Below are 472 nucleotides of genomic sequence, written 5' to 3'. Positions count from 1 at the left end.
ACAGTTACGGATTTCAGTAATACCGTCCGCATTTTTCTTTGACGCATCATACGTCTGCTTGAAATCCACGTTCAGCAACACATGTACGCTGGCATCCGCCATTTCTTCACTCCACAAAAACTCACGCATCGGCTTTCCCGTACCCCAAAGCGTAACCGCTTCCGGTGTGATGCCGAACTTCGCCAGCTTTTCCAGAATCTCCTCGTCCGTATTACTTCCGTTTACACCTTCCACCGGGCGCAGGTTGATGTCCTTGCGTACCGCATCCCAGTCGCCCTCGTTCAGGCATTTCGCCAGGTGAATCTTGCGGATCATAGCCGGCAGTACGTGGCTGTTTTCCAGGTGGAAGTTGTCATTCGGACCGTACAGGTTGGTCGGCATTACGGCGATGTAATTCGTGCCATACTGCAGGTTGAAGCTTTCACACATCTTCAGTCCCGCAATCTTCGCGATGGCATACGGCTCGTTCGTG

At 52.3% G+C, this 472-nt stretch carries 1 protein-coding gene; it reads right to left on the bottom strand.

All coding sequences use genetic code 11. The features are described from left to right. A partial coding sequence (locus WKT20_RS18205; RefSeq protein WP_340417885.1) for an NAD-dependent epimerase/dehydratase family protein occupies nt 1-472 on the bottom strand: 472 nt, incomplete at both ends.

Origin of the sequence: Phocaeicola sp. ICN-14070 (genome assembly GCF_037892625.1) — a bacterium.
Taxonomy (GTDB): domain Bacteria; phylum Bacteroidota; class Bacteroidia; order Bacteroidales; family Bacteroidaceae; genus Phocaeicola; species Phocaeicola plebeius.
Note: the sequence above shows the minus strand (reverse complement) of the source record. Positions and strands in the feature narration are given on the sequence as shown.